We start from the raw sequence: 22,277 nt of genomic DNA, 5'->3' as shown, positions 1-22,277 counted from the left end.
AAGTATTTTAAAAATGAGCAAATGCAGGTGATTTGATAAGAGGCACCGTATAAATTTTAGGAGTATGAAACGAATCTTGGCAAGAATTTATAATATTGTTAAGCACGTGTCATGCGACGTCTAAAAACAGTATTATAGACACATGAAACACATTAGGAATTTCTGTATTATTGCGCATATTGACCATGGAAAAAGTACCTTGGCAGATCGCTTATTGGACTTTACAGGGTCTGTAACTGCCCGAGAAGCGCAGGCGCAATTACTGGATAATATGGACCTGGAAAGAGAACGAGGGATTACAATTAAGAGTCATGCAATCCAGATGGAGTATACATATAAAGGAGAAGAATACATTCTGAACCTTATTGATACGCCAGGACACGTAGATTTCTCTTATGAAGTATCTCGTTCTATTGCAGCATGTGAAGGTGCATTACTTGTAGTAGATGCTGCACAGAGTATACAAGCACAGACAATTTCTAATTTATACCTGGCGCTGGAAAATGATCTGGAAATTATTCCGGTATTAAACAAAGTAGATCTGCCTAGTGCAAATCCAGAAGAGGTGACGGATGATATTGTAGATCTGTTAGGTTGTACAGCAGAAGAGGTAATTCCTGCAAGTGCTAAAACAGGAATAGGAATAGAAGAAATTTTAGAAGCTATTATAGAACGAGTACCGGCTCCAGAAGGAAACCCGGAAGAGCCGTTACAGGCATTAGTGTTTGATTCGGTATATAATCCGTTTAGAGGAGTAGAAACCTATTTTAGAATTATCAATGGCGAGATTACGAAAGGACAGCAAATTAAATTCGTAGCAACAGGTAAGAATTATTTTGCAGATGAAATTGGAACTCTAAAACTAAATCAAGTACCTAAAAAAGTAATCAAAACAGGGGATGTTGGCTACCTGATTACTGGAATTAAAGATGCTAGAGAAGTAAAAGTAGGAGATACGATAACAGATGCGAAACATCCTACAGAAAATGCAATTGAAGGATTCGAAGATGTAAAACCAATGGTATTTGCAGGGATTTATCCGGTAGATACCGAAGATTATGAAGAGCTGAGAGCATCGATGGAGAAATTACAGTTAAATGATGCTTCTCTTGTCTTTGTGCCAGAGAGTTCGGCTGCTCTAGGTTTTGGATTCCGATGTGGATTCCTGGGGATGTTGCATATGGAGATCATTCAAGAGCGTTTGGAACGTGAATTTAACATGACGGTTATTACTACGGTACCTAACGTATCTTACCATGCATTTACAAATAAGGAGCCAGATACTGTTATTATTGTTAATAATCCGTCTGATTTGCCGGATCCATCAACGATGAATAGAGTAGAGGAACCGTTTATCAAAGCATCTATCATTACAAAAGCAGATTTTGTAGGACCAGTTATGTCATTGTGTATAGAAAAAAGAGGGCAGATTACCAATCAGACCTATTTGACACCCGAGCGGGTGGAGCTTAATTTTGATATGCCATTAGCGGAGATTGTTTTTGATTTTTATGATCGATTAAAAACAGTATCCAAAGGATATGCTTCTTTCGATTATGCGCCTATAGGAATGCGTTCTTCTAACCTGGTAAAGGTGGATGTACTACTTAATGGGAACACAGTAGATGCTCTCTCTGCACTATTGCATAAGGATAATGCTTATGACATCGGAAAGAAAATGTGCGAGAAGTTGAAAGAGCTTATTCCTCGTCAGCAATTCGATATTCCTATACAGGCAGCTATAGGAGCCAAGATTATTGCCAGAGAAACAGTAAAAGCATTGCGTAAGGATGTAACGGCGAAATGTTATGGAGGAGATATCTCTCGTAAGCGTAAGCTATTGGAAAAACAGAAAAAAGGAAAGAAAAGAATGCGACAAGTAGGAAATGTAGAAATTCCTCAAGAAGCATTTATGGCTGTGTTAAAGCTTAATGATTAAAATATTAAAAAACCTCGGAGCAACATCCGAGGTTTTTTCTATAATATAGTTTACAGAAGTACTTTCTGTTTAGCCTCGATGACTTTTTCCAGGATGTATTCAACCCCTTGCTCATCATTGCTTTTGGTCATGTATTTTGCCGTTGATTTTACAGAAGGAAGCGCATTTTTCATGGCGAAACTATACTGTGCGCTTTTCAGCATTTCCAGGTCATTATTGTAATCCCCAAAAACTAAAGTTTCTTCTGGTAGAATGTTTAGCTTTTTTTGTAATTGCTCAATGGCATGCCCTTTATGCGCCAGTGGATGTGATAAATCCAGCCAGATATCACCGGATACTTTTACTTTTAACCTGTCTTCGAGGTGCTTTAAAGCAGGGTATAAATGTGCTTCAGCTCCTTCTTGATGGCAGATAGCAATTTTTAGAAACTCATCATCTGTGATGGTTGCTAAATCTTCGACAATTTCATATTTACCATAATATTCCTGAAGCATAGAGGTGAATTCATCTCCGTAATCTTCTATATATCCTTTTTTTCTTCCGCATAGAATTACCTGAGAACCGGGAAGTTTTTTAGTGATATCAAGTAATTCCAGATAGGTGTCCTGATCGATAGGGGTACTTTGAAGTTCTTCCTCTCGCTGCACTGTTAAGGCTCCATTTTCTGCGACAACAATAATATCGTCTTTTATCGGGGATAATTTATGAATAATGCTATAGTATTGTCGACCACTGGCAGCGACAAAAGTGATCCCTAATTGTTTTAAGGAATCGAATAATTGATAAAAATGACGACTGACCTCCCCTTTGGAGTTAAGAAGTGTTCCGTCCATATCTGTAGCGATAAGTTTTATTTGAGATAAGTCCATAATCAGATGCTATTAAATAACAAAGGTATGGGAGTTCTGGAATAACACTAAAGAATATGTTGTAAATTTTGTATTAAATTATATCATTGGATAAATAAAGGTGATCTTTACAGGCTTACAGTTTATAGGCGTCTAAATGTTTAAAAAGAAATAGAAACACATGAAATTTTATCAAAAAGAAATTATTTTGAGACCATTTCCCAGAGGGTTTCATTTAGTAACGGCAGAAATTTTGGAGCTTTTCCCGGAAATTAAGGAAATGTCAAAGGGATTTTTGCAGTTGTTTATTAAGCACACTTCTGCTAGTTTGACGATTAATGAAAATGCAGACCCAACAGTAAGGAAGGATTTTGAACGACATATGAATGTAATGGTACCGGAAAATCAACCATATTATACACATACCTATGAGGGGACCGATGATATGCCGGCACATATTAAATCTTCATTAATGGGAAGTAATCTTCAGATTCCCGTTACAGAAGGGAAGTTGAATATGGGAACCTGGCAGGGAATTTATCTTTGTGAGCATAGGGATTATGGAGGGGGAAGAAAAATAGTCCTTACAGCATATGGGGTGTAATGATAAAAAATAAAAAAGCCTTTTTTAGGAAGGTAAAAAAGGCTTTTGAAGAAAAAGAATAATACGATCCTAAAACCAGTTGCTCCATGGAATCATATATAACATGGCTAAAAATGCAATAGCATAAAAAATAGCCAGTGTTTTGAATTTAGGAGTTGAGGTTAATTTCTTTTTGTGTTTAGAGTATCCGATGGTAATCAGGGTGATGACCAGAATCATAGTAAAAGGATGCTCTACATTGTATAATCGCAGCATAGGATCTTTCATGATTTCTCCTACTTTATGGGTTCCTGAGAACCAAACAACAAGTGGAGAGACGAAAAAAGTAATGATTCCTAATACCAATTGTAGGTGTGTTACGATTAAGGCAAATAAAGAAATTCTAAAATCTTTTGGTTGATACTCTCTTTTGCTAAAAAAACCAGAGAGCGCATTTATAGTTGCTAGTGTTACGATAATAACTACTAGGTATGCCCAGTAAGAATGGGCACTTTGAATTACGCCGTACATATTTTATAATTTATAGTAAAATAAGTATCAAAGATAGGTATTATACATAAAACAAGCCCCACTTCTATCAGAAGTGAGGCTTGTTTATTTTTATTCTTTATTAGAATTAAAACTTATATTTCAAAGAACCGTTAAAAGTAACACCGTTCGTGTTAATGAAACCAAAATTGTCGGTTTGCTGAATTCTAACTTCGTCAAATACGTTGTAAACATTTCCGCGGAAAGTCAATTGACTATTATCGAAATTAAAGTCATATGTCAATCCTAGATCTGTTAGAGAAAATGGCTTTATTTTTCCAATATTTTCTGTCTGTAAATTAGCGTCATTGAAATCAATGTCATTCATATAATGCTCTGCATAATAGTTGATATTTGCATCAAAAGACATTCCTTTAACTAGCTTAATTTTTGTTCCAAGTCCTGCAGTAAACTGAGGAGCGGTAGTAACTTTTACTCCTGTAATATCAACATCAGATTGTGTAGATATCAATTCGTTTGTATCGTCATTGTACATATCTCTGGTTACTTTTCCATCAAATTTCCAAGATGCTCCGGAGATGTATCCTCTTAGGTTCATCCAGCTGGTAGCTTTGTAATTAAGGTCTACCTCTACTCCGGAGTGTATCTGTGTGATTCCTCTATCAAAGAAGTTTACGTTCACATCATCAGAGTTGTTATCAGGAGTGTTGTTAGGATCGATAGTACCACTAGAGAGAATTACTCGATTATCCCATTTTGTGTAGTATGCATTGAAGTTGATCTGTAAGTTTGCTACTTTTATTTTATATCCAGATTCGATTCCAATGATATCTTCGTTATCTACTTCTGGTTGTACTAAATCATTAGACCTTCTGATGTTTTGGAAAACATTGTCTAAGAAAGGTTGTCTAGAGTAGAAACCAGTATTAAGGTAGATAGTATGTCCATCGACAATGCTGTATCCAAGTCCTCCTTTAAGGTTATATCCGATTTTGTTTAAACCTTCAGAATTCCCAACAGCTGTAAATCTACCTTCTCTTTTGTATGATTGATTAGATACAGATGCTTGTAAGAAAGAGCTGAACTTATCTCCTGCATATTCTATTTGAGAGAATAATCCTTGGTAATTGATGTTTTCAGAATAGTCGTAATCGATTCTTTGGTCTTCTTTGGCAAAATTAAATAAGGCTGCCCATGGGTCTGCTTTGTATGTTTCTGTTACTACAGCACCATCAGGGCGGTCGTTACCCCATCCATTTAATCCATATAAGTCTACTACCTGACGGAAGTGATCTCCTCTGTATAATCTGAAGTCTACTCCGACATTCCAAGAAACTTTATCAGATAGGTCAGTAGTAAAGTTAGAGATTAACCCATACCATTGGTGATTGTTTACAGAAGCTCTTCTGATATAGTTTCCTTCTTCTTCTCCTCCGTCTAAGATAAAATAATCACCAGAGTTTCCGATTCCATCAGGGTCTAATGCATTTTGTTGCTCGATTGCATAGTAATTTAATTGACCAGCATCTGTTCTGACTCTTCCGTCTCCTCTTGGACCAGTTCCTCCTCCTCTACCCCAAGAAGCATATAGTACAGAAGATAAAGAGGAATTGTCAGTAATGTTCCAATCCCAACTTAAGTTTGTTACAGGTTTGTGGTAGAAGTTTCTTCTTTCAGAATCAATATTAGAAGAATACTCATTGTTAGCAAGTCCTTCTGTGAATCCCCAGTGCTGGTTAAACTTTGGATTTTCTTCTAGTGTACTTCTTCGCTGAGACCATCTTTGTCCGTGAGCTTGTGGAGCTCCTGTGATTAAGAAGTTGAATGAGTGGTTGTCATTTGGTTTGTATCCGGCAGAGAAGTAATAGTTTTGTCCTTGTCCGAAGGTTCCTTCTGCCCATTTTCTATGAGATTGCCAGTAATCTAATAAGACAGAAAAAGCCCAACCATTATCACTTAGACCGGTATCATATCCGATAGTCCCTTTGAAATAACTGTCATTTCCTCCTAGGAATCTAGCAAAACCACCTTTGGTTCTGTCAGCGGCTTTCATTACTATATTCACAGTACCTCCTACAGAAGAGATTGCTAATTTAGAAGATCCAAGACCTCGTTGTACCTGTACTGCATTGGCAATATCAGTAAGACCAGACCAGTTACTCCAGTATACACGACCATCTTCCATACCATTGATGGGCTGTCCGTTTAGAAGGATGGCAGTATTTGTATCGTCGAAACCTCTTATATATAAGGAACCATCACCAAAACCAGTCTGGTTGGATACGAATACAGAAGGCGTACTTTTTATAATTTCTGGTAATTCAACATTTCCGACAGCTTTTTCTTGAATCTCTTGCTCTGTTACTGTAGAAACTGCAATAGGAGTTTTTCTGTCTTCTGCAAGGTCAATAATTCCTGTGCTAACGATGATAACCTCGTCTAATGAGTTATCAGGAGATATTTTTATAATTCCTAAATCAACATTTCCGTTAGATACATCAAATGTGATGTTTGTGGAAGCAAATCCCACATAAGAAATGTTTAATGTACCTGTTGAATTCGTAGGTTTGATAGAGAATTTACCGTCAAAATCAGTAGAGGCTCCATTGGAAGTTCTTACTTCCAGTATATTGGCTCCCGGTAGTGGCGCATTTGTAGATGCGTCGTGTACTATTCCTGTAATTGTACCTTGTGCGAACATCCCGATGACAGGGGACAGGAGAATTACAAAAAATAAAAAAGTAACTTTTTTCATTAGTATAAAATTGATGTGAATTGTTTGTAGCAAAAAAACAAATCTTTGATCGGCTCTGTTTTATCAAAACGTTAAGAAATATGCTGTATTCTTTTACGGTTTTAGAGTAATACAGAAAGGTGATGTACGGATTTTATTTTTTTGCCTGGATTTATTGAATGTTTGTTAAATGTATCCTTAATTTATATATTCAGTTAGTAGGTTTGTAGTAGATTGGTCGTGCTTATTAACTGTTTTTGTGTTGATTTCTTGTTCTATTCTTATAGCCAATTGTTTGCCTAACTCTACGCCCCATTGGTCGTAGCTGTAAATGTTCCATATAATACCTTGTGCAAAGATACGATGTTCATACAAAGATACCAATGCTCCAATGCTTTTTGGAGTCAATTTGTTGATTAATATGCTTGTAGAAGGCTTGTTTCCTTTGAAAATTTTATAGGGGATTAATTTCGCTATCTGTTCTTCAGGTAAGGTTGTCGTATTTAGTTCTGAAGAAACTTCTTCTGTACTTTTTCCATTCATTAAAGCTTCTGTCTGAGCAAAAAAATTAGCAATTAGTTTATCTTGATGCTTTTCTTCCTGAAATAGAGATTCTTTAAATGCGATAAACTCAGTAGGAATTAATTTTGTTCCTTGATGAATCAGTTGGAAAAAAGCATGTTGCGCATTCGTTCCTGTTGCCCCCCAGATTATAGATCCTGTTTGGTAGCTTATAGGATTTCCATCTCTGTCTATGCTTTTACCATTACTTTCCATAAATGCTTGTTGCAGATATGCAGGGAGTTTATGAAGGTATTGTGAATATGGAATAATTGCTTCTGTTTCTGCTTCAAAAAAGTTGTTGTACCATATACTGATCAAAGCTAAGATCACCGGGATGTTTTCGTCAAAAGGACTTTCTTTGAAATGAGTATCCATCTCAAAAGCTCCTTCTAGTAAAGTATTGAAATGGTGATATCCTATAGATAAACTTATTGATAGTCCAGCGGAGCTCCATAAAGAGAATCGTCCGCCAACCCAATCCCACATTGGGAAAATATAATGCTGATTTATACCAAAAGAAGTGGTGTTTTCTGTATTGCAAGAGACAGCCACAAAGTGGTGAGAAATATCCTTTGTAGATGATTTTTGTAAAAACCATTCTTTGCAGGTTTGTGCGTTGGTGAGGGTTTCCTGAGTGCTAAATGTTTTGGAAACAACAACAAATAAGGTAGTCTCCGGGTTGAGTTTCTTTAGTGTTTGTTGTACATGGTCTCCGTCTACATTGGATATAAAATGAGAAGTTAGGTGATTCTGATAAAATGCTAATGCTTCAGTAATCATATGAGGTCCCAAATCAGATCCTCCAATTCCGATATTTACAATATCTGTAAAAGCTTTTCCAGAATAGCCAGTGTTTTTACCAGAAATAATGGCTTCAGTAAATTCTTTGATTTGTGATTTTACTTTTTTTATTTCTTGTGTAATGTTTTTTCCATCAACATGTATTGTTTTATTTGCAGGAGTTCTGAGGGCTGTATGTAATACAGCTCTTTTTTCTGTTTGATTTATAGGTGCTCCACTGAAATAGAGGTTGATGGCTTCTTTTAATTTTGTTTCTTCAGCGAGTTGAAGGAGTAGTTTTTTTGTAGTAGCATCTATTCTGTTTTTAGAATAATCGACGAAGAAATCATTCCATTTAATGGAGAGTTCGTTAGCTCTGTTTTTATTTTCTTTAAAGAAGGTAGTAAGATGTGTATCTTTTATGTTGTCAAGGTGTTTCTGTAACGCTTTCCAGGCAGAAGTTTTTGTTGGGTCGATTGAAGCTAATGACATTTGATACGGTTATAAGATTTCTTCTTCATCAAAGGTAAGGCTATCTAATTTATTTTTGAAGGGTTCTATGTGTTTAAAAAAAGCAGGGCGTTGTGCTTCGGGAAGAGGTTTAGAGGTAGGAAGTTCTTCTCGTAGCGGATCGACCTGTTTCCCGTTTTTCCAAAAGCGATAGCAAACATGAGGTCCAGAAGTATTTCCGGTCATTCCTATATATCCAATGACGTCTCCTTGTCGTACATAGTCTCCGACTTTTACTGCTTGTCTACTCATGTGTAGGTATTGAGTGTCATAAGTGGCATTGTGTCGTATTTTGACATATTTTCCGTTTCCTCCTTTGCGCTCTGATTTGGTGACGATTCCGTCTGCAGTGGCTAAAATAGGAGTCCCTATTGGGGCAGCAAAATCTGTCCCTCTATGTGGTCTTATTTTATTTCCGTAGAATTTGATTCTTCTCTTAAGATTAAATCGAGAGGAAATTCGGCTGAATTTTACAGGAGCTTTTAAAAAAGCCCGACGTAAGTTTTCTGCCTTCTGATCAAAATAATCGGCGGTGTTATGAATCGTGTCGTCTACAAACTGATAGGCATAGATAGGTTTGCTTCTATGTTCGAAATAAGCAGCTTTTATTTCCCCAATTCCTGCAGGGATGGTATCATCTATAAATTTTTCGGTATAGATTACTTTAAAACGATCCCCTGCCTGTAATCGAGTAAAATCAATAGTCCAGGCATAGATGTCAGCCATTTTATAAGCGACTAAAATACTTAGGTCTTTATCGTCAAAAGTTTTTGAGAGATTACTCTCAATAACTCCTGAGGCTGTTCTCTCTACTACGGATACCGGTTTTTCTTTCTTCTGAGCAATAATACTGTCAGTAAAATCGACCACAGTATATTCTATTTTTGAGTTTTGATAAATGAATACCTGTGCTTTTTCTGTTGTATCTTTAGATTTTAGTAGGGTGTAAGGTTTTCCTGCCCTTATTTTAGTGACATTAAAGGTGTCTTTAATAGCATTGGTAATCTGAAACACACGTCCTCTTCCTATACCATGACTATCCAGAATGGCTCCGAAACTATCTCCAGACTTTATAGTGTCTCTAACAACTGTGTAGTCGTTTAAATTATATCCGAATTCTTTTATGATTCGGGGAGCTGTGGCAACAGTTGCAGGAGGGGTTATTTTTTCTTCCTTTTTTTCTTTTTGACACGATGAACATATAACTGCTATAAGCAGTAAAAGGCAACCTAATCTATTCAAATTACTATTTTTTTTGGGGGTTAAACCTGTGAGTTACCCACTGTTTACCCCAATTCTCTTTTTCCTCTTGGGTCCAAAGATCGGGAAAAAACATAATTCTTTGAAAACTCGGAGGTAAAAAACTTTTCCAATTGGTTCCTCCGGTAGCGATTAGTTCTCCTTTGTTTTTATTCAGATATCGATAAGCAGCTCCTATATGCATTAGACACCATTCTATATTCGCATTGACATCATATTTTTTTAATTCTTTTATAAGAAGAGGGTTGTTTCTCTCTTTTTCGGGGAGTTGAAGGTATTTATGGTATACAGTGTTCCCCTGAACCTGATGTGCAATTCTCATCATTCTGGGAGTATATCTGTATTCGAACTGTTTTAACGTTAGGGTCTTTTCTCCTGTTTCGGAATCAGTGGCTCCGGATTTCCAATACAGGTGTTCGTATAACTCTTCTAAGGAATCTTCTGATGAGAGTTGTTCTCTTTTATTCGTATTTACCAGATGGAGTAAAGGAGCAGAGTAAATTTCAATAAGTCTGAATTGTACCGATTGGAATCCGCTGGCAGGAAGTAGTGACATTCGGTATTTTAAAAATTGCTCTTTGTCCATTCCCTTAATCATTATATCAAAGGAGTTGATCAGCACTCTGAAGTATCTGTTAATTCGTTCTAGTTTTGTGGTGAAAAACTTAGCTGTCTGAAGTTTATCATCAATAATTTGTTTGAGTTCGTGAATGATTAGCTTGAAATGAAGCTCTGTTATTTGATGGTAGGTGATAAAAATTTCTTCGTCCGGGAAATGGGTTCTGGGAATTTGTAAGCTTAGTAATGTGTCCAGATGGATGTAATCCCAGTATGTGAGATATCTGTCATAAAGAAGACCATCAAGGTAAGAGCCCAGATCTTGTCCGGAGTTTCTGAATTTTTTTTCGAGCTGATGTATTTTTTCAGCAATTTCGGGTTTTACAGATTCATTCATTTAATCTACAACTATTTTGAAAGGGTGTTTGAGACCTTTAAAAGCATCAAGGTCTGCTTGTATAGATCCTACTAAAATGTCTGCTTTGATTTTTACAGGCATTCTGTTATCGTCGTCACTTATCCATACAGTTAAGCTCTCTTCTTCTTTGAAAACTCTTTCTGCCTGGACATAGGGTCTGAATTTAAGACATTTTATTTTGCCCATTTTGGTTTTGATGGTCTCTCGACCTAGAAACTTGAGCTTAAACTTGTAATTTTCATTATCAAAAAACATATTGACATACTTCTCGTCTCCTTTTTTTAGAGAAGTAATATCAATGTTATTTCTCAGATAATAAAAAGAAGACATCATATCCTGAATATTTGATTTGGTATGAAATGTTTTTTTGGTGTTGTATTTTTTGTCAAAAACGAAAGCCTCATTTTTGGTGTGATCAAAATTGATTTCTATATCTTTTGTATGACCTCCTTCATTGATTTTTCGAATAAATCGGTAAGGAGATACTTTATTGCGGTCAATATAGGTTTCGTAATAGTCCTCTACTTTGAAAAAAAGACTTAAAACTCCAGAGGACTTTCCTGTTCCTACAACATGGTATACTGGTTTACTGTTCAGGGTTTCTGCTTTTACTTCCAGTGTAGCGTAGCTGGCAGTGAATATTCCATAATGTATTCTGAATCGAAACCATTCACCGGCATCAAACGATTTGTGTACTTCTTGTGCATGAGAGAAGTTGGAAGCGAGTATAAGGAGTATGATAACTATTTTTTTCATAATCATTAGAGGTCTTGATTAATTAATCGTTATGTGTTTGACTACCTGTTTGCAATATCTATTCCAAAAGTAATGTTTAATCCTTGTGATAAGAAAGTAATTCGGTGTTAAATGTATTAAAAAATAAACAAAAAAAGAGAGCCACCACAGCTCTCTTCTGTTTTTATTAACCAACTAAAAACTTAAATTATGAGAATAATTGTTGTTTTTGTATAAATGGTAACCAATCCACTTACATTTGCAAAATTCAACTTTTTTTAAATATTTATCAATCGAAAACGTTTTTTTATTTCAATTTTAACAAAAAATTAAGCCAAATTCGACAATTCAACAATATTCACAATGCTTTAACAAAAATGCTTCGAATATAAAATCATTCGATGCATAGGGTTGTTTAAAGTGTTCCTCTGCTTTCTTGTTCTCTTTCTATAGCTTCGAATAGCGCTTTAAAGTTTCCTTTTCCGAAAGACTGTGCTCCTTTTCTTTGGATTATTTCGAAGAACATTGTTGGGCGATCCAATACAGGTTTTGTAAATATTTGTAACAGATATCCTTCATCGTCTCTGTCAATAAGAATTCCCAGATCTTTTAATGGCTGTAAGTCTTCGTCGATTTCTCCAACTCTGTCTAGTACAGTATCATAATAAGTAGCAGGAACAGTAAGGAAATCAATTCCTCTTTGTTGTAATTGAGTTACAGTTTCTATGATATTATCAGTTGCTACAGCAATATGTTGTACTCCAGCACCATTATAAAAATCGATGTATTCTTCGATTTGAGATTTTTTTCTTCCTTCAGCAGGTTCGTTAATAGGGAATTTGATACGTCCGTTTCCGTTACTCATAACCTTACTCATCAATGCAGTGTACTCTGTAGAGATATCTTTATCATCGAAAGACACAAGTTGAGCAAACCCCATAACATTAGCATAAAATTCACACCAGGTGTTCATCTCATTCCATCCTACATTTCCTACCATATGGTCGATATATTTTAACCCGGTATCTTGTGTTTTGTATGGTTTATCCCAGGCTTTGAATCCAGGAAGAAATGCTCCGTTATAATTCTTTCTTTCGATGAAAATATGGACGGTTTCCCCATACGTGTGGATTCCTGATCGTACTACTTTTCCGTTTTCGTCTTCTTCGGTAACAGGTTCTAAGAAAGGCTTGGCTCCACGTTTTACAGTTTCTTCGAAACTCTTAGTCGCATCGTCTACCCATAGGGCTACCACTTTTACTCCGTCTCCATGATCATTAATGTGCTTGTTTATAGGACCGTCTTGTTTTAAAGGAGAGGTTAATACAAGGCGAATTTTTCCTTGCTGTACTACATAGGAAGTACTGTCCTGATTTCCTGTTTCTAATCCCGAATAAGCAACGGGTTGAAATCCCCATGCAGTTTGATAATAATAGGCAGACTGCTTTGCATTGCCTACGTAAAGTTCTACATAATCTGTTCCTAAAAGAGGTAAGAAATCTTCTGCCTCTGATACTATTTTTTCTAAATCCTGTGGTGTTTTATTTGTTGACATGTTTGTTGCTTTTATTTTGTTTTTATGAGTAATTATAATACGGTGCAGTATCCATTGATTGTATTTATGAATACATTGTTGATCTAAAAACCTACCACATAGCTCTTAGATGCGGATAAATATGTATGTCGATATTAAACATAGGTATATAAATTACTCTAACCAAGATTTATAGTATTTTTCATCTGCAATACCCATGGCTTCTTTCGTAACCATTAAGGGTTTGAAGGTGTCTACCATTACTGCCAGCTCGTCAGTTTTGGTTTTTCCAATACTTCTTTCTGCTGCTCCCGGATGTGGACCGTGGGGAATTCCTGCAGGGTGTAAGGATATGTGACCAGCATCAATATCATTTCTACTCATAAAATCACCATCTACATAATAGAGAACTTCGTCACTATCTATATTGCTGTGATTATAGGGAGCAGGAATGCTTTCGGGATGATAGTCGTATAGTCTTGGTACAAAAGAACAGACAACAAAAGTATCTGTTTCGAATGTTTGGTGTACTGGTGGTGGTTGATGAATTCTTCCTGTTATAGGCTCGAAATCATGAATAGAAAAAGCATACGGGAAATTATATCCATCATATCCAACAACATCAAAGGGATGTGTCGCATATATCATATCAAAAATTTCATCTTGCTTTTTAACTTTTATTAAAAAATCTCCTTTTTCATCATAGTTTTCTAATTCATAGGGCGCTCTGATATCTCTTTCGCAAAAAGGAGAATGTTCCAATAACTGCCCAAACCAGTTTCTATATCGTTTCGGAGTGTAAATAGGGCTTCTGGATTCTACAATAAATAGACGATTATCGGTAGTGTCAAAGTCTAGTTTATAAATAGTACCTCTGGGAATAAGGATATAATCTCCATATTTGAAATCGAGATTCCCAAGGTGACTTCTGAATTTACCACTTCCTTTATGGATAAATAGTAATTCATCAGCATCTGTATTTTTGTAGAAATAAGATGTTGTTGATTGTTTGGGTGCCGATAAAGAAATGTGCACATCACTATTGGTCAATACAATTTTACGACTTTCCAGATAATCATTTTCTGGAGCGATCTTAAAACCGTGTAAACGGTATGATTGAATATTGTTTTTTATAGCAATTTCAGGAGCGACATTGTAGCTTCCTGATATTTCTTTTACTTGTGTTGGGCGATGATGGTGGTACATATTTGTAGCCATTCCATCAAAACCAATTGTTCCAAAAAGTTGTTCGTAATAAAGGTTTCCGTCAGGTTTTTTGAATATGATATGACGTTTATGAGGGATGTTCCCTAATTTGTGGTAAAAAGGCATGATATAAAAGTTTACAAGTTTAACTAACTATTTGTTTTAAATACAGGAAATAAAACAATGCCTCACTCAGGGTTTCTTTTGATGAGGTAGTGCAGTAGAAGTAGTAAATTTTGCCAACTTGATTTCATGGTGTTACAAATATATAAATATTTTACAAACTATACTCAAAACCAAAAACCTACACTAAAATACCATTGGCTTTCTTTTAATTCAGGTGAATATGAATGTTTTACCTGTACGGGACCGGCAAAGGTGTCTATCCCATATCCAATAGCAAAACCAGAATAATCGATAGGTAAAGAAAAGACTTCTTTAGCACTACTGAATATTTTATCTCCTACATTGGCAGCATTTACAGAAAAATTCAAATGATTTTTTTTAGCAAATTCATAATCTAATGTTAGGAGTCCCTTTAGGAAACTTTTGGTTGTAAAAGAGATATAATCATATCCGTATAAAGGAATAAGATTATTAATTGTCTGCGCACCAAATCCTCCAAGAGCAAAATCAAGAGAAGAGATGTCGGTACTTCCTATGAATGATCCTGCTTCTACTTGCACATTCATAGAGAGTTTGGAAAAAAGAGGAGTGGCATACCCAAATTTGCTTTTTAAAATAGAATAGGGTTTAAAATCCTTTAAGAATAAAAAGTCTACATCAGAGACAAATAGGTATGTATGGATATCTGAGTCGAATAAGAGCCCTTTTGAAGGGAAGTATTTATTGTTGTACGTGTCTAATTTTAGATAACTAAACAAGCTCCAGTAATTTGTATTGTCAAAAACGGTTCTTGGGAGTTGGTTCTCGTCAGTTCCAATGGTCTCGGATACAATTACAAGTCGTTTAGCCTCTCCTCCGATTCCCAAAGAGAGGTTTTGATTAAGAAGTGTTTCTGCATATACTTGAGTATTGAAATCTGTATAGTCAATATCCACGGTGTTGATCCCGATTCCTGATATATCAGTATATTCTTTAATAAAATCAAAAGGAACCGTTTTTTTTAAGGTGTTAAAACGGTGTTTGATTCCTACACTCCAGTAAAAACCATTATCAATATAGTAATCGAGATTATACCGAATATTGTCTCCTAATGCCAGGTCAAAAGAAAGTACATCATTATTGAAGAGTATTTTTTTTCTGGTTACATTAATAAGAGCCGCAGTTTTGTATAGGTTGTCATAATGCACAGCAAAGCGCAACAGCATTTTGTTTTCACTTTCTTTTAGATCTAAAGAGAGGGTGTTGTCTGTCAGTTTATGGTTGATTCTGTCAAAATTCCCCGTGGCAGATAGGTTATTGAACCCCTGATTAAGTTTGTTGAATGTAGTAGTAGAGGGAGTTTTTAATTTCAATTTTCCTTTTATATAAGCTCGGGTATATTGTTTATTCCCTGTTATAGCTAAGTTTTCTATTCTCAGGGAATCGGTTCCTTTGGGAATGCTTATGCTAGGCTTTTTTTTGCGACGTTGTTGTTGTTTTATTTGTTTTAGTTGCTCTAATTTTCGCAATGCAGCTTTTTCTCCATTGGCGATAATAGCATCGCGCTGATCAAAAGATAAAATAGAGAATTGTTGTACATCGGGCTTAATGTATATATCAGTAGAAGATACTTTGCCTTTCATATCTTTGATGGTTCTGAAGTTGCTGATTTGCAGCATGATATTGGCTACAGAGTTAAGGTTTTTTCTGGACATGAGGCTGTCTTGCACATCTACTCCAATAACAACTTGAGCTCCTTTTTTCTTAATTTCTTTTATGGGATAATTATTCGCAACCCCTCCATCTGTCATCAGGATACCATTTAATTCTACAGGGTCGTAAACAGAGGGAAGTGCTCCACTAGCAGAAACGGCGTCAGGGAGGTATCCTTTATCCAAAAGCACTTGTTCTCCCGTTTCTAAATTAGCAGCCATACAGAAAAAAGGAACCGGGAGTTTGTCAAAATCTGTAATATGACTAACGTGAGAAGTAAGTTGTGCAAATTGATTGTATAAGTTTTGTCCTTTAGATAAACTTTTTGGGAGACCAATTTTAAACCGATCAAAAGGAAGAGAAATTGCGTATTTTTCGGCATCTTCTTTTTCATAAAAAGTTTTGGCTTCCCGGGGAATATTATCCTGAATCAGCATATCAAAATCCACAGATCGAAAAATAGAATCGAGTTCTTTGGCATTATACCCTGCAGCGTATAGAGAGCCGACAATAGCTCCCATACTGGTGCCTCCTATGTAGTCGATTCGTATACCAGCGTCTTCTATGATTTTTAAAGCACCAATATGAGCTAGTCCTTTTGCTCCCCCTCCACTGAGGACAACACCGACTTTTAGATCGTTTTCTGTCTGAGTACTGTCATTGGGTATGTTTAATGAGAGATCTTCTTGTGAGAAGCTTAAAAAAGGGACTACTAGTAGAACAATCCAAATAAGTGCTGATAGTGTTGTTTTTAGTAGTGACATTAGTACGGTTTATTCTTTTTTTGAAAGATAATAATTATAAACTTTTAGGGCTTTGGAATTTCCGATTACTTCGGAAAGTTCTTCTTTAGATGCTTTTTTAATGACGGCTAATGACCTAAAATGTTTCAGTAGTTCCACGACTGTTTTTTCTCCGATGCCGGGAATGTTTTCTAATTCAGTGTTAAGAGCAGCTTTACTTCTTTTTTGTCTATGGAAAGTAATTCCAAAACGATGGGCCTCATTCCTCAAGTGTTGGATTACTTTAAGGCTTTCTGATTTTTTATCCAGATATAACGGAATAGAATCTCCTGGATAATAGATTTCTTCCAGGCGCTTGGCAATTCCGATAATGGTAATTTTTCCTCGAAGACCTAATGTTTCTAAAGCTTTTAGTCCAGAAGAAAGTTGTCCTTTTCCTCCGTCTACAATGATTAACTGAGGCAAGGGCTGTTCTTCATCCAGTAATCTTTTGTATCTGCGATATACAACCTCTTCCATAGAAGCAAAATCATTAGGGCCTTCCACGGTTTTTATATTGAATTTTCGATAGTCTTTTTTACTAGGCTTAGCATTTTTAAAAACCACGCAGGCAGCTACTGGGTTTGTTCCTTGTATATTCGAGTTGTCAAAGCATTCTATGTGTGTAGGAGTAACCGGAAGTCGTAAATCCTTTTTGATCTGTGCTAATAATCGATTTACATGTCGATCAGGATCCGTTATTTTTATTTGTTTAAAACGTTCTTGACGGTAATATTTTGCATTTCTAACAGAGAGGTCTACTATTTTCTTTTTATCACCTAGTTGAGGAACAGTTACTTTTATGGTATCCCCTACATTGACCTTAATGGATGAAAAAATCTCTTTGGACCTGGAGTTAAACCGCTGTCTGATTTCAATAATAGAAAGCTCCAGAAGCTCTTTATCGCTTTCACTGAGCTTTTTCTTTATCTCCATGGTATGAGATCTGATAATTGAACCATGTGAGAGTTGGAGAAAATTGACATACCCATAAGATTCATCGGATATGATAGAGAACACATCTACATTATTAATTTTTGGATTGACAATGGTAGAACGTGCCTGGTAATTTTTTAGAACGTCTATTTTCTCTTTGATTTGCTGAGCTTCTTCGAACTCCATATTTTCGGAGTGAAGCATCATTTGTTTCCAAAACTGATGTAAGGATTCTTTGAAGTTTCCTTTGATAATCTGTCGAATCGCTTCTATGTTATTGATATAGGCTTCTTCACTTTGCATATCCTCGCAGGGGCCTAAGCAGTTCCCCAAATGATACTCCAGGCAAACTTTATATTTACCATTTTGAATTTTATGAGGTGATAAATCGTAATTGCAGGTCCTTATAGGGTATAATCCTTTTATCAATTCTAATAAAGTGTGAACAGTTTTTACGCTGGTATAAGGACCAAAATATTCAGAGCCATCCTTTATGAGATTTCTGGTTAGGAATACTCTTGGGAATCGTTCTTTTTTGATGCAAATCCATGGGTAGGTTTTGTCATCTTTCAACATGACATTGAATCGAGGTTGGTGTTTTTTTATAAGATTATTTTCTAGTAGTAAGGCATCTGTTTCTGTTTCGACTACTATGTGTTTTATGGTGTTAATCTTTTTGACCAGTACATTGATTCTGTAGCTATCATGGTGTTTAGTGAAATAAGAAGATACCCTTTTCTTTAGGTTTTTTGCTTTACCAATATATAGGAGTTTGTTGTCCTTATCATAATATTGATATACTCCGGGACTAGAGGGTAATGTTTTAATTTGTATGTCTAAAGAAGGTGTATCCATATTTCTAGGGTAAAAATAATGTTTTGACGTTATTTTGTAGTTATGAATACTTGTTTTTTGAATAAAAAGATACGAATATCTAATTAAGCGGGAAGCAAGCGAAATAAGGTGTTTGAAGCGTTGTGTTTTTTTTTATTTTAGTAATTTATAATTTGAATGTTTTTGGAGAATAAAAAAATTATAATAGGAAGAACAGATAAAGCAGATTTTCCGCTGTTGGAATTGTACGGTATTGATATAAAGATTGATACCGGAGCATACACCTCTTCTATTCATTGTTTACACATAAAAGAAAAGAAGAAAGAGCTTCAGTGTTGTTTTTTGGATCAGAGTTATCCGGAGTATAACGGGAAGCAATTTGTTTTTAAAAATTATGATATTACCGCTGTCAAGAGCAGTAATGGCGAAATAGAAGAACGCTATGTGGTAAAAACAAAAATATGTTTATTTAAAAAGGTTAATCCAATAACACTCACATTATCTTCGCGCAGAGATATGCGTTTTCCGGTTTTATTAGGGCGTAAATTTCTCAGTGGTAAGTATATTGTTGATACAGCATTAGAGGATCAATCATATAATTTCTGTACGAATGAATATTAAAATTCTATCGCGAAATGCGAGTTTATACTCTACGGATGTATTAGTGCAGGCGGCGATAAAACGAAAGCACAATGTTCAGGTAATTGATCCGCTGAATTGTGATTTGGTAATGGAGAAAAAAAAGCCGGAGATCTATTACAGAGGTAAAAAACTAGATCATGTAGATGCGATCATTCCCAGAATAGGTTCTTCTATAACCTATTATGGAACAGCGGTAGTGCGACAATTCGAAATGATGAATGTATTTACAACTGTAGAATCTCAAGCGCTGATCCGTTCCCGGGATAAATTAAGAAGTTTGCAGATACTGTCTAAAGCAGGACTGGGACTTCCTAAAACGGTATTTACCAACTATTCCAGGGATATTGATGGGGTGATTGCACATGTAGGAGGAGCTCCATTGATTATTAAGTTACTAGAAGGAACTCAGGGGTTAGGAGTAGTGCTTGCAGAGACAAAAAATGCAGCAGAATCCGTAATTGAAGCATTCAATGGATTGCAGGCACGTGTGATTGTGCAAGAGTATATCAAAGAAGCAAAAGGCGCAGATATCCGTGCTTTTGTTGTCGATGGTCAGGTGGTAGGAGCAATGAAACGACAGGGGAAAGAAGGAGAGTTTCGATCCAATCTACACAGAGGAGGAACAGCTTCTGTAATTGAATTAACAGATGAAGAAGAGGTAATGGCGATTAAAGCAGCTAAGGCTATGAAATTAGGAGTTGCTGGAGTAGATATGTTACAAAGTGAAAGAGGGCCTCTTATCTTAGAGGTAAATTCTTCTCCTGGCTTAGAAGGAATAGAAAGAGCCACAGGGAAGGATATAGCAAAAACAATAATTCGTTATATAGAACGAAGCGTATAAATCATATGAATAAAGAAGAAGATGTTCTTAATATCTTAGGTGAGCAAATAAAATTAGGGGTTAGTAAAACTATTAATTTTAATATTGCGAATCTGTTTACCTCTACAAAGGTCGAAATTCCGATTATCATAGAACGATCAAAAAATCCAGGTCCCACAGTTTTGATAACAGGAGGGATTCATGGAGATGAGATTAATGGGGTTGAAGTTGTGCGACAGGTAATAGCCAAAAAAATAAATAAACCAAAAAAAGGGACGATCATTTGTGTTCCCGTATTAAATGTATTTGGTTTTTTGAATATGAATCGATTCTTTCCGGATGGAAGAGATCTTAATAGAATATTTCCAGGAAAGAAAAATGGTTCTTTAGCGAGTAGGTTTGCCTATCAGTTTGTAAATGAGATTCTCCCGGTTGCGGATATCTGTCTGGATTTCCACACAGGAGGAGGAAGCCGTTTTAATGCACCCCATATACGTGTGGCGCCAGGAGATGATCAGCTAATCGCTTTATCTAAAGTGTTTAATGCTCCCTTTACCTTATTGTCTAAAAATCTTAAAGGTTCTTATCGGAACACCTGTACAAAGATGGGGAAAGATATTTTGTTGTTTGAAGGAGGAAAATCAATGAGCAGTAATAAGGATATTGCCAGAGAAGGAGTGTATGGTACGATTAGGGTATTGGATTACTTAGGGATGCTGGATACGAATTTTAAAATATCAGAAATAAGAAGAGAGACAATTGTAATAAAGAAGAGTACCTGGGTGAGAGCAAAATATAGTGGACTTTTACATGTGAAAATTCCTTATGGAAAAAAAGTGGTAAAAGATGAGGTATTGGCAACAATTACAGATCCGTATGGAAAAAAGAGATATGAAGTAAAAGCCCCTAATGAAGGGTATATTATTAATGTGAATGAAGCTCCAATAGTATATAAAGGAGATGCGATTCTTCATATAACCACAGAACTTTTAGAAAGTAAAAATGACGAAACAAGAATTACGAGTTAAATATAAATTACTTAGAGCAGCTATAGATGAAGAAGAATTGGAAGAGATGAGTATGGAAATTGCCAACAGATTATTGCAATTACCCATCTGGCAATTATCGACCTATCATCTTTTTTTATCTATTAAAAAACAGAAAGAAATCAACACGGAATTTATTCTCCATATTTTACAGGGTAAGGATAAGAACGTGGTCATTTCAAAAAGCGATTTTGAGCTATATACCCTTTCCCATATCTTACTCACTGATAATACTGTGATGAAAGTCAATAAATGGGGCATACCCGAGCCGGTAGATGGAATCAAAATGGATGAAAGACAATTAGAAGTAGTATTTGTACCACTATTAGTATTTGATGAACAAGGAAATCGAATTGGTTATGGCAAAGGGTTCTATGATCGGTTTTTAGCAAGTTGTAACTCCGAAACAATAAAGATAGGATTGTCTGTGTTTCCTGCTGAAGAAATAATAGAAGGAGTATTGCCTACAGATATCCGCTTGGATTATTGTGTTACTCCGGAAAAAATATATCAGTTCGAAAAATAAGAACTATGATCTTTCGGTAGCAGTGTAAACTTATTATGCCTCTTTTTTAGGGAATGCCTTTTTGTTGAAGATAATGAGAAGAAAAACACCAATGCTAATAGCTGAATCAGCAATATTAAATACAGGGTCAAAAAAGGAAAAGTGAGTGCCTCCTATAAATGGGATCCATTCAGGCAGGATGTCATTGTACAATGGAAACTGGATCATGTCGACAACCTTCCCATAGAAAAGAGTTTCATACCCTCCACCTTCAGGAAGGAACTGTGCAACTTGTACAGCAGTACTTTCATTGAATAATAAACCGTAAAAAAGAGAGTCTACAATATTTCCAAAAGCACCGGCAAAAATCAATGCAATACAAAAGGTAAGGATTGGAGCACTATTTTTGCGAATAGAGTCGTATAACCAATAGGCAATACCTGTAATAGCAACAAGCCTGAATAATGTCAGGATTAGTTTCCCGTAATTACCAGGGAGCTCTACTCCCCATGCCATTCCTTTGTTTTCTACAAAAATAATTCTGAACCAGTCAAAAACTTTTACTTCTTCATGCAGTGTAAAAGTAGTTTTGATGTAAATCTTGGAGATTTGATCTATTAACAGAACCAAAATTATAACTAAAATAGACTTCTTTAATGACATATATACTTTTGATTTAGACAAGTCAATAATTTGATGACGAACAAAAATAGTG

At 35.7% G+C, this 22,277-nt stretch carries 18 protein-coding genes; 6 read left to right on the top strand and 12 right to left on the bottom strand.

Annotation, left to right across the window (positions count from 1 at the left end; genetic code table 11):
* Positions 1-142 precede the first annotated feature (142 nt).
* Complete coding sequence (gene lepA, locus HN014_RS06420) at positions 143-1,939, top strand: translation elongation factor 4 (protein ID WP_176028063.1); 1,797 nt, start codon at positions 143-145, stop codon at positions 1,937-1,939.
* 50 nt (positions 1,940-1,989) lie between these two features.
* Here the strand turns inward: lepA and HN014_RS06415 are convergent, their stop codons facing one another.
* Positions 1,990-2,808 (bottom strand): Cof-type HAD-IIB family hydrolase, encoded by an 819-nt coding sequence (locus HN014_RS06415; RefSeq protein WP_176028062.1) that lies wholly within the window; start codon positions 2,806-2,808, stop codon positions 1,990-1,992.
* A gap of 160 nt (positions 2,809-2,968) precedes the next feature.
* Here HN014_RS06415 and HN014_RS06410 point away from each other — a divergent pair, with 160 nt between their 5' ends.
* Positions 2,969-3,391 carry a secondary thiamine-phosphate synthase enzyme YjbQ gene (locus tag HN014_RS06410; RefSeq protein WP_176028061.1) on the top strand — a complete coding sequence of 141 codons (423 nt, stop codon included), beginning with the start codon at positions 2,969-2,971 and terminating at the stop codon, positions 3,389-3,391.
* Positions 3,392-3,460: 69 nt separating this feature from the next.
* Here the strand turns inward: HN014_RS06410 and HN014_RS06405 are convergent, their stop codons facing one another.
* The 10 genes from HN014_RS06405 to uvrC form a co-directional block, all read right to left on the bottom strand.
* On the bottom strand, positions 3,461-3,901 hold the full coding sequence (locus HN014_RS06405) for a hypothetical protein (RefSeq protein WP_176028060.1): 441 nt from the start codon (positions 3,899-3,901) through the stop codon (positions 3,461-3,463).
* A 106-nt stretch (positions 3,902-4,007) separates the two neighbouring features.
* Positions 4,008-6,635, bottom strand: coding sequence for a TonB-dependent receptor (locus HN014_RS06400; protein ID WP_176028059.1), 2,628 nt, complete (start codon positions 6,633-6,635; stop codon positions 4,008-4,010).
* Between the two features lie 177 nt (positions 6,636-6,812).
* Complete coding sequence (gene pgi, locus HN014_RS06395) at positions 6,813-8,450, bottom strand: glucose-6-phosphate isomerase (RefSeq protein WP_176028058.1); 1,638 nt, start codon at positions 8,448-8,450, stop codon at positions 6,813-6,815.
* A gap of 9 nt (positions 8,451-8,459) precedes the next feature.
* Entirely contained in the window at positions 8,460-9,710 is a 1,251-nt protein-coding gene (locus HN014_RS06390; RefSeq protein WP_176028057.1) for a peptidoglycan DD-metalloendopeptidase family protein, read from the bottom strand.
* Between the two features lie 4 nt (positions 9,711-9,714).
* Complete coding sequence (locus HN014_RS06385) at positions 9,715-10,683, bottom strand: tryptophan 2,3-dioxygenase family protein (protein ID WP_176028056.1); 969 nt, start codon at positions 10,681-10,683, stop codon at positions 9,715-9,717.
* Complete coding sequence (locus HN014_RS06380; protein ID WP_176028055.1) at positions 10,684-11,460, bottom strand: DUF3108 domain-containing protein; 777 nt, start codon at positions 11,458-11,460, stop codon at positions 10,684-10,686.
* A gap of 394 nt (positions 11,461-11,854) precedes the next feature.
* On the bottom strand, positions 11,855-12,994 hold the full coding sequence (gene hppD / locus HN014_RS06375; protein ID WP_176028054.1) for a 4-hydroxyphenylpyruvate dioxygenase: 1,140 nt from the start codon (positions 12,992-12,994) through the stop codon (positions 11,855-11,857).
* Positions 12,995-13,147: 153 nt separating this feature from the next.
* Positions 13,148-14,305, bottom strand: a complete 1,158-nt coding sequence (locus tag HN014_RS06370) for a homogentisate 1,2-dioxygenase (protein ID WP_176028053.1) — start codon at positions 14,303-14,305, stop codon at positions 13,148-13,150.
* 164 nt (positions 14,306-14,469) lie between these two features.
* Positions 14,470-16,761 carry a patatin-like phospholipase family protein gene (locus tag HN014_RS06365; RefSeq protein WP_176028052.1) on the bottom strand — a complete coding sequence of 764 codons (2,292 nt, stop codon included), beginning with the start codon at positions 16,759-16,761 and terminating at the stop codon, positions 14,470-14,472.
* A 9-nt stretch (positions 16,762-16,770) separates the two neighbouring features.
* The gene (gene uvrC, locus HN014_RS06360; protein ID WP_176028051.1) at positions 16,771-18,570 is read right to left on the bottom strand and encodes an excinuclease ABC subunit UvrC; all 1,800 of its coding nucleotides are present in this window, start codon (positions 18,568-18,570) and stop codon (positions 16,771-16,773) included.
* A 162-nt stretch (positions 18,571-18,732) separates the two neighbouring features.
* On the opposite strand from uvrC, the gene HN014_RS06355 reads away from it, so the two are divergent.
* From HN014_RS06355 to HN014_RS06340, 4 genes are read left to right on the top strand one after another with little or no spacing between them, the layout of a single operon-like run.
* Positions 18,733-19,170: a RimK/LysX family protein gene (locus HN014_RS06355; protein WP_254884109.1), complete on the top strand. Its 438-nt coding sequence runs from the start codon at positions 18,733-18,735 to the stop codon at positions 19,168-19,170.
* Positions 19,160-20,032 (top strand): 30S ribosomal protein S6--L-glutamate ligase, encoded by an 873-nt coding sequence (gene rimK / locus HN014_RS06350; protein WP_176028049.1) that lies wholly within the window; start codon positions 19,160-19,162, stop codon positions 20,030-20,032. Before HN014_RS06355 ends, rimK begins: the two co-directional genes overlap by 11 nt.
* 5 nt (positions 20,033-20,037) lie before the next feature.
* A complete protein-coding gene (locus HN014_RS06345) occupies positions 20,038-21,039 on the top strand; it encodes a succinylglutamate desuccinylase/aspartoacylase family protein (RefSeq protein WP_176028048.1) in 1,002 nt (333 codons plus the stop codon).
* Entirely contained in the window at positions 21,014-21,583 is a 570-nt protein-coding gene (locus tag HN014_RS06340) for a 5-formyltetrahydrofolate cyclo-ligase (RefSeq protein ID WP_176028047.1), read from the top strand. Before HN014_RS06345 ends, HN014_RS06340 begins: the two co-directional genes overlap by 26 nt.
* Before the next feature lie 33 nt (positions 21,584-21,616).
* Here HN014_RS06340 and HN014_RS06335 read toward each other — a convergent pair whose 3' ends face one another.
* On the bottom strand, positions 21,617-22,225 hold the full coding sequence (locus HN014_RS06335; RefSeq protein ID WP_176028046.1) for a lipoprotein signal peptidase: 609 nt from the start codon (positions 22,223-22,225) through the stop codon (positions 21,617-21,619).
* Between the last annotated feature and the right edge of the window lie 52 nt (positions 22,226-22,277).

It is taken from the genome of Aquimarina sp. TRL1, assembly GCF_013365535.1.
Lineage (GTDB): Bacteria > Bacteroidota > Bacteroidia > Flavobacteriales > Flavobacteriaceae > Aquimarina > Aquimarina hainanensis.
The sequence above is the reverse complement of the archived record's forward strand: the minus strand, read 5'-3'. Positions and strand labels throughout refer to the sequence as shown.

Excerpts from the sequence above, each read along its gene's own strand:
- pgi (WP_176028058.1), bottom strand. The coding sequence starts at position 8,450 with ATGTCATTAGCTTCAATCGACCCAACAAAAACTTCTGCCTGGAAAGCG.
- HN014_RS06335 (WP_176028046.1), bottom strand. The coding sequence starts at position 22,225 with ATGTCATTAAAGAAGTCTATTTTAGTTATAATTTTGGTTCTGTTAATA.
- lepA (WP_176028063.1), top strand. The coding sequence starts at position 143 with ATGAAACACATTAGGAATTTCTGTATTATTGCGCATATTGACCATGGA.
- uvrC (WP_176028051.1), bottom strand. The coding sequence starts at position 18,570 with ATGGATACACCTTCTTTAGACATACAAATTAAAACATTACCCTCTAGT.
- rimK (WP_176028049.1), top strand. The coding sequence starts at position 19,160 with ATGAATATTAAAATTCTATCGCGAAATGCGAGTTTATACTCTACGGAT.
- HN014_RS06340 (WP_176028047.1), top strand. The coding sequence starts at position 21,014 with ATGACGAAACAAGAATTACGAGTTAAATATAAATTACTTAGAGCAGCT.
- HN014_RS06405 (WP_176028060.1), bottom strand. The coding sequence starts at position 3,901 with ATGTACGGCGTAATTCAAAGTGCCCATTCTTACTGGGCATACCTAGTA.
- HN014_RS06380 (WP_176028055.1), bottom strand. The coding sequence starts at position 11,460 with ATGAAAAAAATAGTTATCATACTCCTTATACTCGCTTCCAACTTCTCT.
- HN014_RS06370 (WP_176028053.1), bottom strand. The coding sequence starts at position 14,305 with ATGCCTTTTTACCACAAATTAGGGAACATCCCTCATAAACGTCATATC.
- hppD (WP_176028054.1), bottom strand. The coding sequence starts at position 12,994 with ATGTCAACAAATAAAACACCACAGGATTTAGAAAAAATAGTATCAGAG.
- HN014_RS06385 (WP_176028056.1), bottom strand. The coding sequence starts at position 10,683 with ATGAATGAATCTGTAAAACCCGAAATTGCTGAAAAAATACATCAGCTC.
- HN014_RS06415 (WP_176028062.1), bottom strand. The coding sequence starts at position 2,808 with ATGGACTTATCTCAAATAAAACTTATCGCTACAGATATGGACGGAACA.
- HN014_RS06345 (WP_176028048.1), top strand. The coding sequence starts at position 20,038 with ATGAATAAAGAAGAAGATGTTCTTAATATCTTAGGTGAGCAAATAAAA.
- HN014_RS06365 (WP_176028052.1), bottom strand. The coding sequence starts at position 16,761 with ATGTCACTACTAAAAACAACACTATCAGCACTTATTTGGATTGTTCTA.
- HN014_RS06410 (WP_176028061.1), top strand. The coding sequence starts at position 2,969 with ATGAAATTTTATCAAAAAGAAATTATTTTGAGACCATTTCCCAGAGGG.
- HN014_RS06400 (WP_176028059.1), bottom strand. The coding sequence starts at position 6,635 with ATGAAAAAAGTTACTTTTTTATTTTTTGTAATTCTCCTGTCCCCTGTC.